We start from the raw sequence: 14,367 nt of genomic DNA, 5'->3' as shown, positions 1-14,367 counted from the left end.
GGCGCGCACCGGAGAATGTCCATGACACAGAAGCTACAGATCATCTTCGTTCCCGCCTCCAGGCTCACCGTCGCCCCGACAAACGTCCGCAAGCGGACTGATCCTGTCGCCGACGAAGAACTCAAGACCAGCATCCTCGCCAAGGGCATCATCCAGAATCTGGTCGGCTTGGCCATCCCGCGCAAGAAGGGGGAATATAGGATCACCGCGGGCGGCCGCCGCCTCAGGCAGGTCCATGCGCTGATCGAGGAGGGCAAGCTCGACGCCGATTATGCCGTTCCGGTCCTCGTGCTGGCCGACAAGAATGATGCGGTCGAAATCAGCCTCATCGAAAATTTGCGGCGCCTCAATATGACCCCCGCCGAGGAATGTCGCGCTTTTCAGGCGATCATCGAAATCGAGAAGAAGACGCCCGCCGATGTCGCCAAGCGCTTCGGTGTGACGGAGCGGTTCGTGCAGGGCAGGCTTCGGCTTGCGGGCCTTGCCGATAGCATCTTCGAAGCCCTTGCCGATGGCGAGATCACACTCGATGTCGCAAAGGCCTATGCCAGCGTCAGTGACACGGTACGGCAGGCCGCCGTGTTCGAGGAACTGGGTGATGGCTGGGGTGCGAACAACTGCGGTGAAATTCGCCGGCGCCTGATTTCCGGCTTCTACCGCGGCAGCGACCCCAAGGCGCTGCTGGTCGGCCGGGACGCCTATGTCGCAGCCGGTGGCCGCATCGACAGCGACCTCTTTTCGGACGCGGCAAACGAGAACTGGATCGACAGCGACCTCCTCGAAAGCCTTGCCGACGAACGGATGCAGGCGGCGGCGCAAGAAATCCAGGCCCGCAATGGCTTTGGCGAACTGCGGATCGTTTCTCAGACACGCGTTCCCTATATGGACGTGATGGCGCTCGACGAGATCGAGGGCGAGCCCGTACCGCTGAGCCCGGAAGAGGAAGATCGCCAGCGCGCGATCGAGCAGCAACTCGAGGCGATCGCCGAGAATGCCGATGAAGACGGCTATTCCGATGAGGAGCAGCAGGTCATCCAGGCACTGGAAGCGGAATATGACGCGCTCAATGAGCGGCCGCCCGTTCTTACGGAGGATCAGAAGGCAGCCTCGCTCGCCTATCTGGTGATCGGCCATGACGGCACGCCGCGCCTTCATGAGCAATTCTTCGCCATCCCGGAACCCGACCCTGAAGTGGACGAAACCGAGGGTGATCTTTCGGAAGATGTGGAGCAGGACGAAGAGCCGGTCGAGGAAGCCAGTTCGCGATCGCCCATCAGCCAGCGTCTCGCTGACGAGATGGCGATCATGAAGACCGAACTGCTCCGCGTCCATGTCGCCAGCGATCCCCATTTCGCGCTCGACCTTGGCACCTTTTTCATGGTCGATGCTACGTTTGGCTTCCGCCATGATCTGCCGAGCGATCTGCGCGCCACGGCACCCTATTCGCGGGTGCCCGGGTTCGAGAGCGACACGCCGGCGGCAGAGCAATGGGAAGAACTGGAGGCAGGCCTCGATCGGAGTTGGGCTGACTCGCCCGATATCACCGATCGCTACGAGGCCTTCTGCGCCCTGGACGAGGACGCCCGCGCCGCCTGGCTTGGTTGGGCGATCGCGCGAACCCTGCACGCGGTGCCGGCTGGCGGATCGGGCAGCGCGATGCTCGATCATCTCGGCCGGAAGCTCGACATCAAGGTGGCGGACTGGTGGCGCCCGACCGCCCGCCGCTATTTCGACCGGGTGAGCAAGAACATGATCCTCGATCACTTTGATGAGGTCGGCGGCATCGAGCTTCGTAGCCGGTACGGCGCGTCGAAGAAGCATGATCTCGCGCTCTCGGCGGAAAAGCTGTTCGGCGGGCAGATCATCGTCGAAGCCGCCGTGAAGGAGAGGGCGCTCGCCTGGGTGCCGGAGGCGATGCGGTTCGATCCGGATGGTGAACCGAACCGCGCCGTCGACGGCGATGACCATCTGTCTGAAAGCGACACCATCGACCAAGGCGGAACGGACGAAGCCGACGGGCTTTCCGAGGCCGCCTGACCTCCGACCGGGTCGGGGCTGCGTTCGCGCAGCTCCGGCCCTTTGCCGCTCGCCATGACCCCGTCCTGAAGGAGGAAGGGGGTGGGATTGGCGTGTGTCGGCGCTGATCGCCGCGCTTTTCCTGGAGTTCCCCTATGACCCGTTCGCTTCTTGCGGCCCTTGAGGCCGGTTCCGATCCGCTCGACCAGAAGGTCTGGACGCTGGCCGCCGTCGTAACAGCCCTCACCGACCTGATCGCGTCCGGACAGCCCATCACCCGCCAGCGCCTGTCCCGGCTCATGGCGATGCATTTCGGGGCGAGTGACGCCAGCGGCGCCTGGTCGCTCCGCGAGGCTTATGATGCCCTCGAGATCGCGGAGGTCGTCGCCCTGCTGGACGGCGCCATCGATCTGGGAAATACTCCGGCCAAGGCGCTTGCGGTTTTGAACGACTTGCTCGGTCGGCTGCCGACCCAGACCAACAGGTCCGAGCAGCAGGTCGACATGCAACAATTCTCGACGCCCGCTCCGCTGGCCTATCTGGCAAGTCTCGCTGCCGCCATCACGCCGGGCGACATCGTGCTGGAACCGTCAGCGGGGACCGGGCTGCTTGCGGTGTTCGCAAAGCTTGCCGGGGCGTCGCTACTGCTCAACGAACGTGATCCTGTCCGGGCCGGACTGCTCGCCCAGGCGCTGAACCGCGAGGTCGCCCGCCACGATGCCGAATATATCGATGATCTTCTTGTTCCGGGCGAGCGGCCAACCGTCGTCCTCATCAATCCTCCGTTCGCGCGCAGCGAAGGCAGGGGAAGGGACCCTCATGCCGGGGCACGCCACCTCCGATCGGCCTTGGCCCGTCTCGCGCCTCGCGGTCGCTGCGTCGCCATCATGTCCCCGGCTTTCGCCCATGATGGCAGTGGGCGGAGCGGCTATGAGGCTGTCGCGGCGTTGGTGCCGCCCCGGATCGAGATCACGGTCCAGGGCCGTCCCTTCGCCAAACATGGCACGAGTATCCAGGTCCGGTTGATCATCTATGACAAGGGCTGGACCGGCAGGCCCGACCGGCTGACCGTGAAGTGCCTCGACGATCTGCTTCCGCCTATCCTGTCGCTGCCACCCCGCCTGTCCGATGAACTGCCGCCCGAACCATCCCCTGATCAGGCGAAGCCAAGGATCACCGCGCCTGCGGCAAAGGCGGTCGTTCGCCCGCTCTTCACATCGGGCGCGCGCCCGCCGATGCCACGGCCCAAGCCCCGCCCCATTATTGCCGTCGACGGGATGGTCGAACCACTCTCCTACAGCGTCCGGGAAACGCCGCTGCTCGCTGGCGAGCAGATCGGCATTTACGTGCCCTGGCGTCTGTCGCGGATGGAGATCCCCGATGCCAAGCCGCACCCCGACCAGCTTGTTGAATCTATCGCGATGTCGTCGATCATCCCTCCGCGTCCAACCTATGTCCCGATGCTGCCGCGCTGCGCGGTGGCGGCCCTGTCCGATGCCCAGCTCGAAACGATCGTCTATGCAGGCCAGGCGTTCGAACGTGATCTTCCGGGCCTTCATGCCCCAAATGGTCCGGGGACGCTGCTAACCCCCGATGCCAATGGCGTGGCCTATCGCATGGGCTTCTTCATCGGCGACGGCACCGGCGTCGGCAAGGGCCAGCAGGTCGCTGGCTGCATCCTCGACCAATGGTCGCGCGGGCACCGCAAGGCTGTCTGGATCTCCAAGAGCGCCGCCCTGATCGAGGATGCCCGGCGAGACTGGGCTGCGCTGGGCGGCTTGCCCATCGATATCCAGCCGCTCGATGCCTTTGCTTTCGGCGCCCCGATCGCGATGGAAAGCGGCATCATCTTCCTCACCTATGCGACGCTGCGCTCCCAGCGCCATGACGAGGCATCGCGCCTGTACCAGTTGCTCGCCTGGCTGGAGGAAGATTTCGAAGGGGTCATCTGCTTCGATGAAGCCCATGAGATGGCCAATGCCGCAGGCACGGAAACCCAGTTCGGCACCCAGAAAGGATCGGAACAGGGGCTTGCCGGGGTCCGGCTCCAGAATCTACGCCCGCGCGCCCGCATCCTCTATGTCTCGGCGACCGGCGCCACCGATCCCGCCAATCTCTGCTACGCCATTCGTCTCGGCCTGTGGGGCCCCGGCACCTCATTCGATGACCGCGTCGCCTTCATGAGCGGGATCGAGAAGGGCGGGATCGCCGCGATGGAAATCGTCGCGCGCGATCTCAAAGCGCTCGGCCTCTACACCGCTCGCGCGCTCACCTTCAGCGGCGTCGAATATGACCCGCTCGAACATCCCCTGACCCCCGAGCAGATCGAGGTCTATAACGCCTATGCCGACGGTTGGCAGGTGATCCATGCCAATCTCGACGAGGTGCTGGCGCTCACCAACATCGTCGATCGCATGGCGGATAAGGCGCTCAACGCTCAGGCCAAGGGCGCCGCCCTGTCCCGGTTCGAGAGCGCGAAACAGCGATTCTTCGCCCAGCTCCTGATCGCCATGAAGGTGCCGAGCCTGATCGCGGCGATCACCCAGGAGGTGGAAGCCGGGCATCACGCCATCGTGCAGTTGGTGACGACGGCAGAGGCGATGCTCGATCGCCGTCTCGCGAGCCTGACAGCGGACGAGCGGGCGCACCTCGATATTGAGTTATCTCCATCGGCCGCGATGATCGACTACCTCAAGACCGCTTTTCCCGTTCGCATGATGAAGATCATCAGGGGAAGCGACGATGTCGAACGCTCCGAGCTGATGATTGACGAGCAAGGCAATCCCGTCTTTTGTCAGCAGGCGCTGGCGCTTCGGGACGAGATGATCGAACAGCTATGCTCGCTCCCGCCCATCCGCCTGGCGCTGGACGAACTCATTCGTCATTTCGGGACGGACCGGATAGCCGAGGTGACCGGGCGCTCCCGGCGGCTGGTCCACGATGCAACCGGGCACCAGCGCGTCGAACGCCGGGGTGGCCGCAGCAATCTGGTCGAGGCCGAAAGCTTCATGTCGGGCGCCAAGCGGATTCTCGTCTTCTCCGACGCCGGCGGCACCGGTCGCAGCTACCATGCCGATCGCAACTCGAAATCGGCGGATCGCCGCCGCATCCATTTCCTGCTTGAACCGGGCTGGCGGGCTTCCAACGCCATCCAGGGACTGGGCCGTTCCAACCGCACCAACCAGGCGAGCGCCCCGGTTTTCCGACCGGTCACCACCGATTGCCGGGGGGAACGGCGGTTCATCAGCACGATCGCGCGGCGTCTCGACAGTCTGGGTGCCCTGACCCGGGGTCAGCGGCAGACCGGCGGACAAAATCTGTTCGATCCTTCCGACAATCTGGAGAGCGATTATGCCCGCGATGCGCTCGTCCAAATGGTATCATCTGCTCCACCGGGGCAAGCTCACCAGCACGTCGTTCAAAGCCTTTGTCGACTCGACGGGCCTCAAGCTCGTCGACAAGGACGGCGGCGGCCTTGTGGATGACCTCCCCCGATCCAGCGCTGGCTGAACCGGCTGCTGGCGCTGCGCATCGAAACCCAGAACGCCATCTTCGAGGAATATATGGCGCTTATCCAGGCGCGCATCGACGCCGCGCGCGAGGCCGGTACCCTCGATGTGGGCGTGGAAACGATTCAGACCGAACGGACCATCCTCCTCGATGAACAGCTCCTATGCCGCGATCCCGTGACCGGCGCGGAGACGCGGCTCAGCCGTCTGGAACTTCATTATGGGCGGCGCGCGACCGGCTACGGCCAGTTGATGCGCGAGCATGGTCATGCGCCTGTTTCCTGGCTCCGCAATGGACGTTCGGGCCGGGTCGCGCTGCAACGGCCGAGCTGGAGCATCATGGATGGAGAGGGCAATGCCATTACCATGTGGGAGCTGGTGCGGCCCATGGGTCGCGAGCGAATCAGGGACGTTGCCCTCAAGGAAAGCCATTGGGCGCCGATCGATGCCCACGAATTTGAAGCGTTCTGGAACACCGAGGTCGAAGAGGCACGCGCCCGGATCGACATCGAAACCATCAATATGGCGACCGGGCTGCTGCTCCCCGTCTGGAACCGGTTGCCCGACGATGATCTGCGCGTCTGGCGGGTCACGGACGCCCAGGGCAATTCGATCCTCGGTCGCATCATTTCGCCCAGCGGGGTCGAGAAGGTCATTCGATCCTTCGGCGTCGATATGGCGATCACCCTATCGCCCGCCGAGATGATCGCCGGCGCGCGGGACAGTGACGGCGTGTCCGTACCGGGAATGGAGGCGGCACGCCTCATCTGGGTGCATGTGAACGACAGCCGTCGCCTGGAGCTTCGCGATTTCCCTGCTGCGCGGCGGGACTGGCTGAAGTCGATCGGCTGCTTCACCGAGGTCATCCAGTACAAGACGCGGATGTTCGTACCGGCGGATCGGGCATCATCCATCGTCGACCAGTTGGTGCGAACGGGGACGCGATGGAATGTCCTGACCGGTCCGGCGCCGAGGGCTGCCTGACCATGGCAGGAGGGAGGGGGAAGGGGATCGGCGCAGCGATTGATCGCTGTGCTCTTCGGGAGAATCCTCATGACCCTTTCGACCACCGTTTCCACCTCCGTTTCGCAGGGGGCGATCACCCGAATCACCAGGCTTTTCAATGGGACGCTGCTGGATGTTCTGAATGAGCTTTTCCAGAACGGGTGGCGCGGGGCGGCCAGCCAGGTTGCCATCACAACCGTCACGGAAGGCGGCCGAACGCTGCTCTGCGTCGCCGATGACGGCACCGGGATCGACGATCCGGCCCATCTCATCACGCTGGGGCAGTCGGGCTGGGACGATGAGGTCGTCCGCCGGGAAGACCCCGCTGGCATGGGCATGTTCAGTCTGGCGGGCCGCCATGTCGAGATCCGATCCTGGTCGCCGCGCCATGCCACGGGCTGGAAGATGGTGATCGGCCCCGATGACTGGGAATCCAGCGCACCCATTGCCGTCGAGACGAGCAACATCGCTTCGGGGACCGAAATATCCTTCGAGCTATGTCCCGCCTGGGAGAAGGCCTTGTCCTGGTCGGTCGCCGCGGCGGCGCGCCATTACCCCTTGCCGGTTATGCTGAATGCCAAGCCCGTGGATCGGGCGGACTGGCTCGCGGAGGCCGAGCATATCGAGGTCGCCCTTGGCTGCCGCATTGGCGTGTTTTCAGGGAAGACGCTCTCTGATCAGGTCCCCCGGATCAACTTCCATGGCGTCACCGTTCCCTGCCGACTGCCCAGCCTGATCGAATGTGGGCGCGCGGCCCAATGGTCCGTGGGGATCGACATCATCGATGCGCCGCAGCTCCAGCTGGTTCTTCCGGCGCGCAAGGAAATGATCGAGAATACAGGTCTGGAGGCATTGCGCGCCGCCTCTATGACGGCGATCTTCAAGGCCATCGCGAAACGCGACGGCCACTGCCTTTCGCGTAAGGACTGGTTGCGGGCGAAGGAACGCGGCGTTCTATTGCCCGAAGCCCGGCCTCGGCTCCGGCAATGGTCTGCGATGACCGGAGAATGCACGCGTTCCGGGACTGCCCGACTGGTTGACGCTAAAGGCGCGCTTGTCACGCCCTGCCATAGTCCCAACTTTGCTCAATGTTTGTCGCGCGCGCTCAAGGCTAATCCCGATTTTTCCACGCCGCTGGTTGAACCGGAACCGGGGTTTGCAGGCTATGCCTGGTATGATGCGCTGCCAAAAATCGAAGCGTGCGAGTTCCTGATCGTTCAAGACGGGAAGGAGCATCTGTTCGACGAGACCGACGACCGGCCCGATCTCAATTCAGGACGCGCGGACAGCATCACGGCGCTCCTGCACATCGCGACCCCCGATGATGCGAACAAGATCGTCCGCTTGGCCGCCGATATCTTCATCTCCTATGATAGCTGCCTCGACTTCGAGGTCGAGGACGCGGCGATTTTCCTGACGCCGGCCTGCACGATGGACGTCGACGACCTGACCGACCTGCTGGAAGCCATCTGCTTCGAGGCCCATCGGGATAGTGACGCCGATAGCTGGGACACCCAGCACGACCGTTTCCTGCTCGACGCGCGGCAACTGGCGATAGAGCAGCTCCTCGACGCCGATGAAGCGCTGATCACCCGTTGCGGCGCGGTCGTCTCCAAACATCTGCGCTGGCTGGTGCCGCAGGGCCGGATGATCACCATCTATCTGGGCGCTGACCCGACCAGGATCGAAATCAAGGATCTTCCCGTGTCGGAAGAGCAGGGACGCTGATCCCGGCCCCGCGCGGCGGCAAGGAGGAAAGGGGGAAGGGAGGGGTGGCGATGCGGGGGCAGAGGCCCGCCACATTTCGCCCATCCCCAAAGCCCTGGAGGTTCCCATGACTGCCATTACCGCAACCGATCGCGTGGCTTCGCGCCCGTATCGCGTGGATATCTCGCGCGGAACGAACATCTCCCGCGTCTCGTCCGAATGGTTCAGCCGTCCGCAGGACGAGCGCTTTCTCTCGCTTAGCGAGCTTTACGACAGCGTTCGGACGCGCGCCGACCGCGCAACCACCCGGATCGTCGAGAGCCGCAACGTCCGGGTGGAAGCACGCAGCGACGAACCCGAGCGTCTGGCGTTGATCATGCCGGGTGATGACGCGCCCGTCGCGCCGACCAACTGGTCCTTCGGCCAGCTCTGCAGCCTCGTCGGCGCGCCGGCGGCCTATCTGCGCCAGCTTCCGGCCGCGCTCGCCGGCATCAATCTGCAGCATGGCCTGATCTCGCATTCGGGCGAACATGTGAAGCTGCTCCAGACGAGCGATGGCCGCAGCGAACTGCGCGCGGTTACGGGTCCTGATTATGGCCGGATCTGGGATCATGAACTGGTCGCGGCGGTGATGAAAATCGCGGGCAACGGCACCGGCGACACGCGCTGGAAGGTGCCCGGCGTGCTCGATTGGGGCGCGACGACCTACAACCCCATGGTCGACATCACGCATGACACGACCACCCTCTATGCGTCGGATCGCGATGTCTTCCTGTTTCTCGTCGACGATCTTCACCCGATCGAGGCGGGCCGATTGCCCAATGGCGAACCCGACCTCTACTTTCGCGGATTCTACACCTGGAACTCGGAAGTCGGATCCAAGTCCCTTGGAATAGCGACTTTCTATCTCCGCGCCGTGTGTCAGAACCGGAATCTCTGGGGCGTAGAAAATTTCCAGGAAATCAACATCCGTCACTCCAAATTCGCGGCCAACCGCTTCGCGCATGAGGCAGCCCCGGCGCTCGAACATTTTGCCCAGAGTTCGCCCCGATCCTTCATCGACGGCATTGCGGCCGCTCGCACGAAAATCGTCGCGCGCAAGGATGAGGATCGCGAGACCTTTCTGCGCAAGGAAGGCTTCTCCAAGGCCGAGACCGGGAAGATCATCGCGACCGTCCTGGCCGAAGAGGGCCATCCTCCCGCCTCGGTCTATGATTTTGTGCAGGGCATCACCGCGATCGCCCGCAGCCGGCCGCACCAGGATGGCCGCCTCGACCTCGAATCCAAGGCGCGCAAGCTGATGGAACGCGCCCGCTGACCTTATCCGGCCGGACGTTCGTGCCGGCCCCTTCACCATTTTTAGGAGAACCACAATGGCGACGACGCCCGTTTCCACGCGCCTTTTTGCGGTGCGCATCCAATATTTCAGCGCCGGTGAATGCTATGCCAGCGAGACCATCGATGTCGAAGTGCCCGACGGCGCCGATGTCTCGGCGGCGGTCCATGCCGCTGCGGAGGCCAGCACCTATCATGATGTGCGGATACCCGAGCTGAGCTTCACCGTCGAATATATCGCGCCCGACCCGGACGATCCCGACCCGGCGCCGCTCGCGGGCCGGCTGAAGCCGGTCTGCGCCCGTTGCGGGTCGGAGTCGATCGTTCGGGATGCGGCGGTCCGTTGGGATATCTTAAGCCAGCAATGGGATGTGTCGGGCATTTATGACTGTACCAGTTGCGACCTGTGCGGCGCTGAGAGCGATGACTTGGCGAACTGGGTTCCTGCCGAACGGGTCACACCGCCTGAACAGTTTGAAATCGACCTTGCAGCCAGGATCGGAACGCCCGATTTGCGCGGCGACAGCAGCTTCCAGCAATTTTGCTTCGGGCTGTTCCTGACCCATTCGCTCGAGGATGCCGCCGCCGCATGGCTCGCGTCCGACCATGCCGGTCCCGGCTGATGTCGCCGGACGAATGTCCCTTTTAAAAATGCCGGTTCCCACTCCCATGAGGAGCGATCCCATGACCATTTCCATACCCGACGATCCGCTCATCGAACGCTTCAATGCACGGCTCGCGGAGCTCAATTCTTCTGCCCGTGTGGCCTTCACGCGCATCGCCGGGCACAGCGGCATGCTGGAGCTGCGCGATGACGCGGAGAATTTCCTCGAATTCATCCCCGCCGAAGCGTCGCCCGAAATGGCCGCCATTGCCTTCCGCCTCTACGCCCGCGGCCTCAACCGGGGCGTCCGGGCAGGCGAGGATGCCGCATGGGCGAAGCTGCGCTACCTGATCGGCGCTGCGGCCGCCCCCGCCCACTTCTAATTGATGGAAAAGGCTGACGCTATGGCCGATACCTATGTTTCCGGCTGTTTCACCTTCTGCTGTACCAACGCCGAGATGGCGCTGCTGGAGGAGGCGTTCAACGCGGCAGAAGATCTGAACTGTGAACTGGAGCCGCCCGCGCCGAGCCAGGAATTTCTGAAGGCATTCCCGCCATCGGGTGTCGACGACCCCTGGAGTGGCTTCCTCACCATATTCGACGATGCGACGTTTCCGATCCTGGGGGCTGACCTCACCGGAGGAAACAGCTTCGAGGAGCCGACCGTCTCGACCCCCATGATTTCCGGCACGGTCGATTTCCAGCCCTGGCCCATCGCCGAACTTGTCCGGCGATGCTGCCAGGTCTCGCTCGCCAAGGCGCCGGTCAGTTTCGAATGGGCTGTCACCTGTTCACGGGCGCGCCCGGGTGAATTTGGCGGGGGACGCTGCGTCATCTTTGCCGACCGGGTCGACATTCAGTCCACCGGCGAGGCCCTGCGCGTAGCGCTGCAACGCCCAACCGCCAGCACCACGTCGCCTGCTGCCCTGCCTGCGGATGACCCTTCGGATCGCCCGCATATCGGCCGGAGCCTGCTGATTAATGCGCCGGAATATTTCCGCGACCCGGCGTTCAGGCACTGGCTCGGCGGTGCGCAGCCCAAATTCACATGGCATCGCGGCGGCGAGCCAGATGAATGGTCGGACGTGATCGTCATGGTCGATCCCAGCCTCAGCGGCGAAGGCAGCGATTACGACATGCCTGCGCATATCTGGGAGCGGATCGTCGACGCCTGCCGAACCCATCTTGGTCACGGGCAGGGACGTTCGCCGCATTATATGGTGCGTCTGACCAACCTCGATGGCTGATGTAACCATAAACCCATATTATACGAGTGTGGGTTTGTGGTGAGATTTGCGAGGGCCCATGCGTCGCCTGACGATAGATTTTACCGAGCAGCAGCATCAGAGGCTGAAGGCTTTGGTGGCGTTGCACGGAAAGACGATCGAGCAATATGCGATCGAACGCCTCTTTCCCGTGGACGCGGGGGATGATGAACCCTGGCTCAAGCTTAAGGCGCTTTTGGAGAAGCAGATTGCGCAAGGGCAAGCCGGCAGCCTATCCGACAAGGATTTTGGTTCGATTGTCGACGACGAACTCGGCACAGAGAAGGTTCGAGGCTCTCGCTGACGAGGCATCTTTCTGGCCCGGTCATCCCAACGATGATCGGGCCATTTTTCTGTCACGGTTGGCGATCGCGAAGCCAATGCTTGATGACTGCCACGAAATAGCCCTGTTCCTGGGCACTCAGCCACTGACCGGCGCCAATTCCGTGCCATTTGGCGAGGCAGGTGCGGCAGCAGGTTGCCGTTGCATGCTGGGCCACGAAGACCGGATGTCCACGCATCGGCGTCTGTGTGCCGTCATTGAGCGGCAGGGCCGGCGCCAACCGCTGGGCGATGAAGTCTTGCCCATGGGCGAGGAACGTATCGAGGCCGCGCACAGCCAGATAGTCCTGTTCCTTCGCGTTCAACCGGAACCGCGATCGGAACGCCGATCGGCCAATGCGAGCGAAGAGCGAGGCGAGGTCGTCCATGGCGTTGGCATATAGAGTGCCGCCACGATCTTGCATCGGTCATCGATGCAGGGACCTATACTTTCCTGATGGTGCCTAACGGGAGGCGGCCCGCGCTTTCCGCGCAGAGCGCCGGAACGATCAGCCGTTCAACTGATCCTTGACCGCCTTGGCAGGCGTGAAGGCGAGCTTCTTCGACGCGGCGATCTGGATCGTCGCGCCGGTCGAGGGATTGCGGCCTTCGCGGGCGGGCTGGTCCTTGACCTTGAACTTGCCGAACCCGTTCAGCGAAATTTCCTCGCCCTTCGCCGCGGCGCCGGCGATGTTCGCGAAGACCGAATCGACCAGCTTGCGGGCATCGGCTTTGGTGACGCCATGCTCGGCGGCCAGTGCTTCAGCCAGATCGCTATTGTTCATTGGATATCCTTCTCAGAAGTGAGGCGCCCGCAATAGCGGCAGCGCTGACCGTGCAAAAGCCATTTTCATGGCTATGCTTGGCGATCGACGCGCTAATCGTCAGGCGGGATATAGTCGGGATAGAAGCCGCTCTCCTCATCCAGGGAACGAGCCTGGGGCTTCCGCGGGCGTGCGGGGGGCAGTATCGGATCACTGCTCGAAAAGCTGATGCGGATGATAGCGCCGCCCTTGGTCGCTTCCTGGAAGATGGCGCAGATCTCCTCGCCCTGCGCCATGCGCGACCCGATCCAGCCGCAGCGCTCCGCCGACAGATAGCCGATTTGAACGCCGCGCGTGCTCCAGACCGCGATGGCCGACGGATCGAACGGGTTTTTTGGCTCCGGTGCGAGATCGACGGGTTCGCCCGGGACGCAAAGCCGGATCTCGAACAGGCGGTTGCTGCGGTCCTTATTCTCGTGGACGGCGCCGACGACAGCGAGGCTCATGTCGGGACGACTCATGGCAGCATCGATAGTTCGGCGAGCTCTTTCCGCCAAGCGCCTGCAAAGCTTCCCGATCGTTGATGTCATTGTCTCCCTCCTCAGTCTAGCAAAGGGCGGCATGACTGACAGCATATCGCTCCGCGAGGCCCGGCGCATTGCCCTTGCCGCCCAGGGTTTCGGAAAATCCCGGCCTGCAAGCGTCAGCAAGGCCCATGTGCGAGTAACGACCGCGCGCCTCGGGCTGCATCAGATCGACAGCGTCAATGTTCTGGCGCGGGCCCACTATATGCCGGCCTATTCGCGTCTGGGCGATTATGACCGGAACTGGCTCGACCAAGCCGCCTGGGGGAAGGCTCGTGACCGGCAATTGTTCGAATATTGGGCGCATGAAGCGTCGCTTCTGCCGATGGACTACCACCCCTTGCTGCGCTGGAGGATGGCGCGGGCCAATCGGGGCGAGGCGGGGTGGAAGGGACTGCGCGCCTTTGCTGGAGAGCGGCGCGGCGAAGCGGAGACGCTGCTCGCGCGGTTCAGGACCGACGGCCCGCTTGCGGCCTCCGACTTTGAGGGCGCGCGCAATCGATCGGGCTGGTGGGAATGGGGCGAGGCCAAGCAGATGCTCGAATGGCTTTTCTGGGCGGGGCACGTCACCACGGCCACCCGCCGCGGCAGCTTCGAGCGCGTCTATGATCTGACCGAGCGCGTCATTCCGCCCGACATCCTCGCCATCCCGACACCGGAGCCACGCGACGCCCAGCGAGCGCTCATCGAGCAATCCGCCCGGGCGCTCGGCATCGCGACCGCTGCTGATCTGCGGGACTATTTCCGGCTGAAGCCCGGTGAGGCCCGTGACGCCATCCAGGATCTGCAGGACTTGGGGGCGCTCATTCCAGTCACGGTGGAGGGGATAACGCAGGCGATGTTCCTGCATCGCGACGCCCAGGCGCTGCGCCGGATGACCGCGCGGGCGCTCCTCTCGCCCTTCGATCCGCTGATCTGGGAGCGATCCAGAACCGAAAAGCTGTTCGACTTCCACTATCGTATCGGCATCTACACCCCGGCGCCCAACCGGTCCCACGGCTATTATGATCTCCCCTTCCTGCTGGGTGACCGGATCGTGGCGCGGACCGATCTCAAGGCTGACAGGAAATCGGGACGGCTGCTTGTGCAATCTGTCCATATGGAATCTGGCGCCCCGGCAGACACGCATGAACAACTCGCTGCGGAATTGGGGCTTCTCGCTCAGTGGCTCAAACTGGAGCTGGTCGCGCCCATAATCTGACCCCGCAGATTCCGAGCGATTTTCGAGCCGGGTCGGATCGTTCTTGCCCGCGTGAA

General features: G+C 63.5%; 11 protein-coding genes and 1 pseudogene. 9 read left to right on the top strand and 3 right to left on the bottom strand.

Going from position 1 to position 14,367, the window contains the following annotated elements; genetic code table 11:
* Positions 1-21 precede the first annotated feature (21 nt).
* The 8 genes and pseudogenes from B2V90_RS08220 (at position 22) to B2V90_RS08185 (ending at position 11,745) form a co-directional block, all read left to right on the top strand.
* The gene (locus B2V90_RS08220; protein ID WP_228221180.1) at positions 22-2,037 is read left to right on the top strand and encodes a ParB/RepB/Spo0J family partition protein; all 2,016 of its coding nucleotides are present in this window, start codon (positions 22-24) and stop codon (positions 2,035-2,037) included.
* Between the two features lie 134 nt (positions 2,038-2,171).
* Positions 2,172-6,509 (top strand): annotated as a pseudogene (locus B2V90_RS08215) (strawberry notch-like NTP hydrolase domain-containing protein).
* Between the two features lie 69 nt (positions 6,510-6,578).
* A complete protein-coding gene (locus tag B2V90_RS08210) occupies positions 6,579-8,258 on the top strand; it encodes an ATP-binding protein (protein ID WP_228221181.1) in 1,680 nt (559 codons plus the stop codon).
* 106 nt (positions 8,259-8,364) lie between these two features.
* Positions 8,365-9,555, top strand: a complete 1,191-nt coding sequence (locus B2V90_RS08205) for a DUF932 domain-containing protein (RefSeq protein WP_293920854.1) — start codon at positions 8,365-8,367, stop codon at positions 9,553-9,555.
* 55 nt (positions 9,556-9,610) lie between these two features.
* Positions 9,611-10,195 carry a hypothetical protein gene (locus B2V90_RS08200; protein ID WP_228221183.1) on the top strand — a complete coding sequence of 195 codons (585 nt, stop codon included), beginning with the start codon at positions 9,611-9,613 and terminating at the stop codon, positions 10,193-10,195.
* Between the two features lie 61 nt (positions 10,196-10,256).
* On the top strand, positions 10,257-10,559 hold the full coding sequence (locus tag B2V90_RS08195; RefSeq protein WP_228221184.1) for a hypothetical protein: 303 nt from the start codon (positions 10,257-10,259) through the stop codon (positions 10,557-10,559).
* A gap of 21 nt (positions 10,560-10,580) precedes the next feature.
* Positions 10,581-11,423 carry a hypothetical protein gene (locus tag B2V90_RS08190; RefSeq protein ID WP_228221185.1) on the top strand — a complete coding sequence of 281 codons (843 nt, stop codon included), beginning with the start codon at positions 10,581-10,583 and terminating at the stop codon, positions 11,421-11,423.
* A gap of 58 nt (positions 11,424-11,481) precedes the next feature.
* Positions 11,482-11,745, top strand: a complete 264-nt coding sequence (locus B2V90_RS08185) for an antitoxin (protein ID WP_228221186.1) — start codon at positions 11,482-11,484, stop codon at positions 11,743-11,745.
* 52 nt (positions 11,746-11,797) lie between these two features.
* Here the strand turns inward: B2V90_RS08185 and B2V90_RS08180 are convergent, their stop codons facing one another.
* The 3 genes from B2V90_RS08180 to B2V90_RS08170 form a co-directional block, all read right to left on the bottom strand.
* Complete coding sequence (locus tag B2V90_RS08180) at positions 11,798-12,187, bottom strand: DUF4186 domain-containing protein (RefSeq protein WP_293920851.1); 390 nt, start codon at positions 12,185-12,187, stop codon at positions 11,798-11,800.
* An 84-nt stretch (positions 12,188-12,271) separates the two neighbouring features.
* Positions 12,272-12,547 (bottom strand): HU family DNA-binding protein, encoded by a 276-nt coding sequence (locus tag B2V90_RS08175; RefSeq protein WP_095687240.1) that lies wholly within the window; start codon positions 12,545-12,547, stop codon positions 12,272-12,274.
* A gap of 92 nt (positions 12,548-12,639) precedes the next feature.
* Positions 12,640-13,047 carry an HIRAN domain-containing protein gene (locus B2V90_RS08170; protein WP_228221188.1) on the bottom strand — a complete coding sequence of 136 codons (408 nt, stop codon included), beginning with the start codon at positions 13,045-13,047 and terminating at the stop codon, positions 12,640-12,642.
* Positions 13,048-13,147: 100 nt separating this feature from the next.
* On the opposite strand from B2V90_RS08170, the gene B2V90_RS08165 reads away from it, so the two are divergent.
* Entirely contained in the window at positions 13,148-14,311 is a 1,164-nt protein-coding gene (locus tag B2V90_RS08165) for a winged helix-turn-helix domain-containing protein (protein ID WP_228221189.1), read from the top strand.
* The last annotated feature ends 56 nt before the right edge of the window (positions 14,312-14,367 follow it).

It is taken from the genome of Sphingobium sp. UBA5915 (assembly GCF_002431195.1).
In the GTDB taxonomy this organism is placed as follows: domain Bacteria; phylum Pseudomonadota; class Alphaproteobacteria; order Sphingomonadales; family Sphingomonadaceae; genus Sphingobium; species Sphingobium soli.
This window is presented reverse-complemented; position numbering and strand designations above follow the sequence as displayed.

Bases quoted from the DNA above. Each gene is read 5' to 3' on its own strand.
- B2V90_RS08220 (WP_228221180.1), top strand. From the start codon at position 22: ATGACACAGAAGCTACAGATCATCTTCGTTCCCGCCTCCAGGCTCACC.
- B2V90_RS08210 (WP_228221181.1), top strand. From the start codon at position 6,579: ATGACCCTTTCGACCACCGTTTCCACCTCCGTTTCGCAGGGGGCGATC.
- B2V90_RS08205 (WP_293920854.1), top strand. From the start codon at position 8,365: ATGACTGCCATTACCGCAACCGATCGCGTGGCTTCGCGCCCGTATCGC.
- B2V90_RS08200 (WP_228221183.1), top strand. From the start codon at position 9,611: ATGGCGACGACGCCCGTTTCCACGCGCCTTTTTGCGGTGCGCATCCAA.
- B2V90_RS08195 (WP_228221184.1), top strand. From the start codon at position 10,257: ATGACCATTTCCATACCCGACGATCCGCTCATCGAACGCTTCAATGCA.
- B2V90_RS08190 (WP_228221185.1), top strand. From the start codon at position 10,581: ATGGCCGATACCTATGTTTCCGGCTGTTTCACCTTCTGCTGTACCAAC.
- B2V90_RS08185 (WP_228221186.1), top strand. From the start codon at position 11,482: ATGCGTCGCCTGACGATAGATTTTACCGAGCAGCAGCATCAGAGGCTG.
- B2V90_RS08180 (WP_293920851.1), bottom strand. From the start codon at position 12,187: ATGCAAGATCGTGGCGGCACTCTATATGCCAACGCCATGGACGACCTC.
- B2V90_RS08175 (WP_095687240.1), bottom strand. From the start codon at position 12,547: ATGAACAATAGCGATCTGGCTGAAGCACTGGCCGCCGAGCATGGCGTC.
- B2V90_RS08170 (WP_228221188.1), bottom strand. From the start codon at position 13,047: ATGAGTCGTCCCGACATGAGCCTCGCTGTCGTCGGCGCCGTCCACGAG.
- B2V90_RS08165 (WP_228221189.1), top strand. From the start codon at position 13,148: ATGACTGACAGCATATCGCTCCGCGAGGCCCGGCGCATTGCCCTTGCC.